The sequence below is a fragment of the Micromonospora sp. NPDC003776 genome (assembly GCF_053605645.1).
In genome coordinates this window covers 1-2,972 of the sequence record NZ_JBSGJR010000724.1, presented here as the reverse complement: position 1 = coordinate 2,972, position 2,972 = coordinate 1, and the positions used below count along the sequence as shown (strand labels likewise).

At 74.9% G+C, this 2,972-nt stretch carries 4 protein-coding genes; 1 reads left to right on the top strand and 3 read right to left on the bottom strand.

Translation table 11 applies throughout. The features are described from left to right. Nucleotides 1-197: 197 nt before the first annotated feature. From ACWEVO_RS33985 to ACWEVO_RS33975, 3 genes are all read right to left on the bottom strand, one after another. Nucleotides 198-1,127 (bottom strand): GlxA family transcriptional regulator, encoded by a 930-nt coding sequence (locus ACWEVO_RS33985; RefSeq protein WP_452311513.1) that lies wholly within the window; start codon nucleotides 1,125-1,127, stop codon nucleotides 198-200. Between the two features lie 3 nt (nucleotides 1,128-1,130). Beyond that, a complete protein-coding gene (locus tag ACWEVO_RS33980; protein WP_452311512.1) occupies nucleotides 1,131-1,733 on the bottom strand; it encodes an isochorismatase family protein in 603 nt (200 codons plus the stop codon). Nucleotides 1,734-1,849: 116 nt separating this feature from the next. Further along, nucleotides 1,850-2,602 carry a lysophospholipid acyltransferase family protein gene (locus tag ACWEVO_RS33975; protein WP_452311511.1) on the bottom strand — a complete coding sequence of 251 codons (753 nt, stop codon included), beginning with the start codon at nucleotides 2,600-2,602 and terminating at the stop codon, nucleotides 1,850-1,852. A gap of 122 nt (nucleotides 2,603-2,724) precedes the next feature. Between ACWEVO_RS33975 and ACWEVO_RS33970 the strand changes: the two genes are divergently transcribed. Continuing rightward, a complete protein-coding gene (locus ACWEVO_RS33970) occupies nucleotides 2,725-2,901 on the top strand; it encodes an alpha/beta hydrolase (RefSeq protein WP_452311510.1) in 177 nt (58 codons plus the stop codon). The last annotated feature ends 71 nt before the right edge of the window (nucleotides 2,902-2,972 follow it).

The following is a 2,972-nucleotide window of genomic DNA, read 5'->3' as shown; positions in this document are numbered from 1 at the left end:
ACACGTCGGCGGTGTCCAGGAAGGTGACGCCGGCCTCGACGGCGGCGGCCAGGACGTCCAGGGCCGCGCCCTCGCTGACCTCACCCCAGTCGGCGTGTCGCGGTCTCCCGGCCGCTCGAAGGCCCGACCTGCCGCAAGCGGAGTCGGTCACGCCGGTGACCGCCGGAGCCGGACCGCCGGACCGCCGGAGCCGGTGGTCAGCCGGCGAGGGCCAGCGGGGGCCGGGTGCGGGCGCGCAGCCGGCGCAGCATGCGGGCGTCGGTGAAGCCGACCGCCCGGGCCGCGGCCTCGGCGGTGGCGCCGTGCCCGATCAGGTGCTCGGCCCGCTCCACCCGCAGCAGCTGCTGGTAGCCGAGCGGGGTCAGCCCGGTGGTCTGCCGGAACAGCCGGCTCAGCGTGCGCTCGGCCACCCCGCAGGCGGCGGCCAGGTCGGCCAGCGGCAGTGGCTCGGCGTACCGCGCGTCGATCAGATCCTGCGCCCGGTGCACCGCGTCGGAGAGGTGCGAGCGGTGCCGCATCATCTCGCTGGCCTGCTGTTCGTGCCCGTTGCGCCGGGCGTACACGACGAGGGCGCGGGCGATCCGGGCGGCCGCCGCCGGGCCGTGCCGGGTGGCCACCAGGTGCAGCGCCACGTCGATGCCGCTGGCGATGCCGGCCGAGGTGACCACCCGGTCGTCGACCACGTACAGCACGTCCCGGACCACCCGGGCGGCCCGGTGCCGCCGGGCCAGTTCGTCCTGTACCTCGTGGTGGGTGGTGCAGCGCCGCCCGTCGAGCAGGCCGGCGCTGCCGAGGGCGAACGCTCCGGCGCAGACGCTCGCCACGGTGCCCCCGACCGCGTGGTGGGCGGCCAGCCGCCACAGGTCGTCCGCGCCGACCGGCCCCGCCGGGCCGTGCGCCGACGGCCGCCACCCCGGTACGACCACCAGGTCGTCCGGCTCCAGCGCGGGCCATTCGGTGTCGGCCCGCAGCGTCACCCCCTGCACGGTCGGCACCTCGGTGGTGGCCGCGACGTAGTGCAGCCGGTAGTCGTACCCGAGGTCCGCGGCGGCGGAGAAGACCTGGGCCGGCCCGGCCAGGTCCAGCAGGTGCACCTGCGGAACCAGCAGGAACACGACCCGGGCCACGGGTCAGGCTCCGACCGGGAGCGCGGCTGTCACCTCGGCGACGGTACGCACCGTGGCGAACCGGCCGGCCAGGGCGTACTCGGTGCGGGCGACGATGTCCGCGGCGGAGAGGGTGCGCGGGTCGGCGAGGATCTGCTCCAGGGTGGCGTCGGCCGGCAGGTCCCGGTGCGGGATGGGGAAGGTGACGGTCGCGTCGGTCACGAAGGTCATCTCGTAGCCGAGGTCGGCGCCCACCCGGGTGGTCGTCTCCACGCACTGCTCGGTGCGGATGCCGCAGACGGTGAGCTCCCGGATCCCGGCGAGGGTGAGGAGCTGCTGGAGGTTGGTGGTGGTGAAGGCGTTGTGGGCCGTCTTCACCAGCGTCGGCTCCCCGGCGGCCGGCGCCAGGCCGTCGATCGGCCGGACGTGCCCGCTGGCCGGGTCGAAGACGCCACCGCTGCCCGGCTCGGCGTGCAGGACCCAGATCACCAGGTCGCCCCGCCGGCGGGCCGCGTCGACCAGCCGGTTGACCTGGTCGACGATGTCCGGCTGGGAGGCGTACGCCCAGATCGGGCGCTGCCGGAAGGACTCCTGGACGTCGATCACGACGAGTGCTGCTCTGCTCATGCTCTCGATCCTGGCCGGGCGGGCGGCGCGGCGGCAGGCACCATCAGGCCCGGATGCGGAACGATCCGGCCACCCCGCCCCCGCGCGAGCCGGCGGAGTCTGGGCGGCGCGGGCCTTCAGGAGGTGCTGCGGGCGCGACGGCCCTGGCGGTCCAGCTCCACGGCCTCGTCGGGGGTGGGCGCGGCGCCACCCAGGTGCGCCGGCTGCCACCAGGCGTCGTCCGGGCCGGCCGGCTGCTCCGGGTACTCCCGCTGGGCCCGGTCGACCAGCGCGGCGAGGCGGCTGCGCAGCTCGGCGGTCATGCTGTTGGCGTCCGGGTACGCGGTCGGGTCCATCGGCTCGCCGACCAGGATCGTGATCGGGGTGTGCCGGCGGGTCAGGGTGCGCGGCCGGCCCTTGGTCCAGAGCCGCTGGGTGCCCCAGAGCGCGACCGGCAGCAGCGGCACTTCGGCCTCCTGCGCCATCCGGGCGGCGCCGTTCTTCAGGCCCTTGACGGTGAACGAGCGGCTGATGGTCGCCTCCGGGAAGACCCCGACCACCTCGCCCCGGCGCAGCGCGCCGACCGCCGTGGCGTACGAGCCGGCGCCGGCCGCCCGGTTCACCGGGATGTGCTTCATGCCGCGCATCAACGGGCCGGAGACCTTGTGCCGGAACACGGATTCCTTGGCCATGAACCGGACCAGGCGGCGGGACTCCAGCGCGCCGTAGCCGCAGAAGATGAAGTCCAGGTAGCTGACGTGGTTGCTGGCCATGACGGCACCGCCGGCCCGCGGCACGTGGTGGCTGCCCTCGATGGTCAGGCGCAGGTCGAGGACCCGGAACATGGTCCTGGCGGCGGCGATCACGGGCGGGTACACGAGTTCCGGCATCCGGCAACTTTACCCCGAGTAGGTTACGCGACCGTAGGGGCGAGCCGAGACCTCCGGCACCCCCGGTCTGCCCTGGGCAGAGCGGACTCGCGGGCCGCAGCCAGAGCGGACACGATGGCGGGATGACCGAACGCGGAGTGCTGCTCTGGATCCACGGCGGGGGCTGGCGCGCCCGCTCGACCGAGGACGGCGCCGCGCTCGCGCCGCTCGGGTTGCGGGTCGTCCCGGCCACCTACCGCCTGGTGGACGAGGCCCGCTGGCCGGCCCAGCTCGACGACATATGTTCAAGATTCCGGTAGGCTGCCCGGCATGGGAAATCGGGAGGACCTGCTCGCCGGCGCGAAGCGCTGCCTGATGGAGAAGGGCTACG

Bases quoted from the DNA above. Each gene is read 5' to 3' on its own strand.
- ACWEVO_RS33975 (WP_452311511.1), bottom strand. From the start codon at position 2,602: ATGCCGGAACTCGTGTACCCGCCCGTGATCGCCGCCGCCAGGACCATG.
- ACWEVO_RS33980 (WP_452311512.1), bottom strand. From the start codon at position 1,733: ATGAGCAGAGCAGCACTCGTCGTGATCGACGTCCAGGAGTCCTTCCGG.
- ACWEVO_RS33970 (WP_452311510.1), top strand. From the start codon at position 2,725: ATGACCGAACGCGGAGTGCTGCTCTGGATCCACGGCGGGGGCTGGCGC.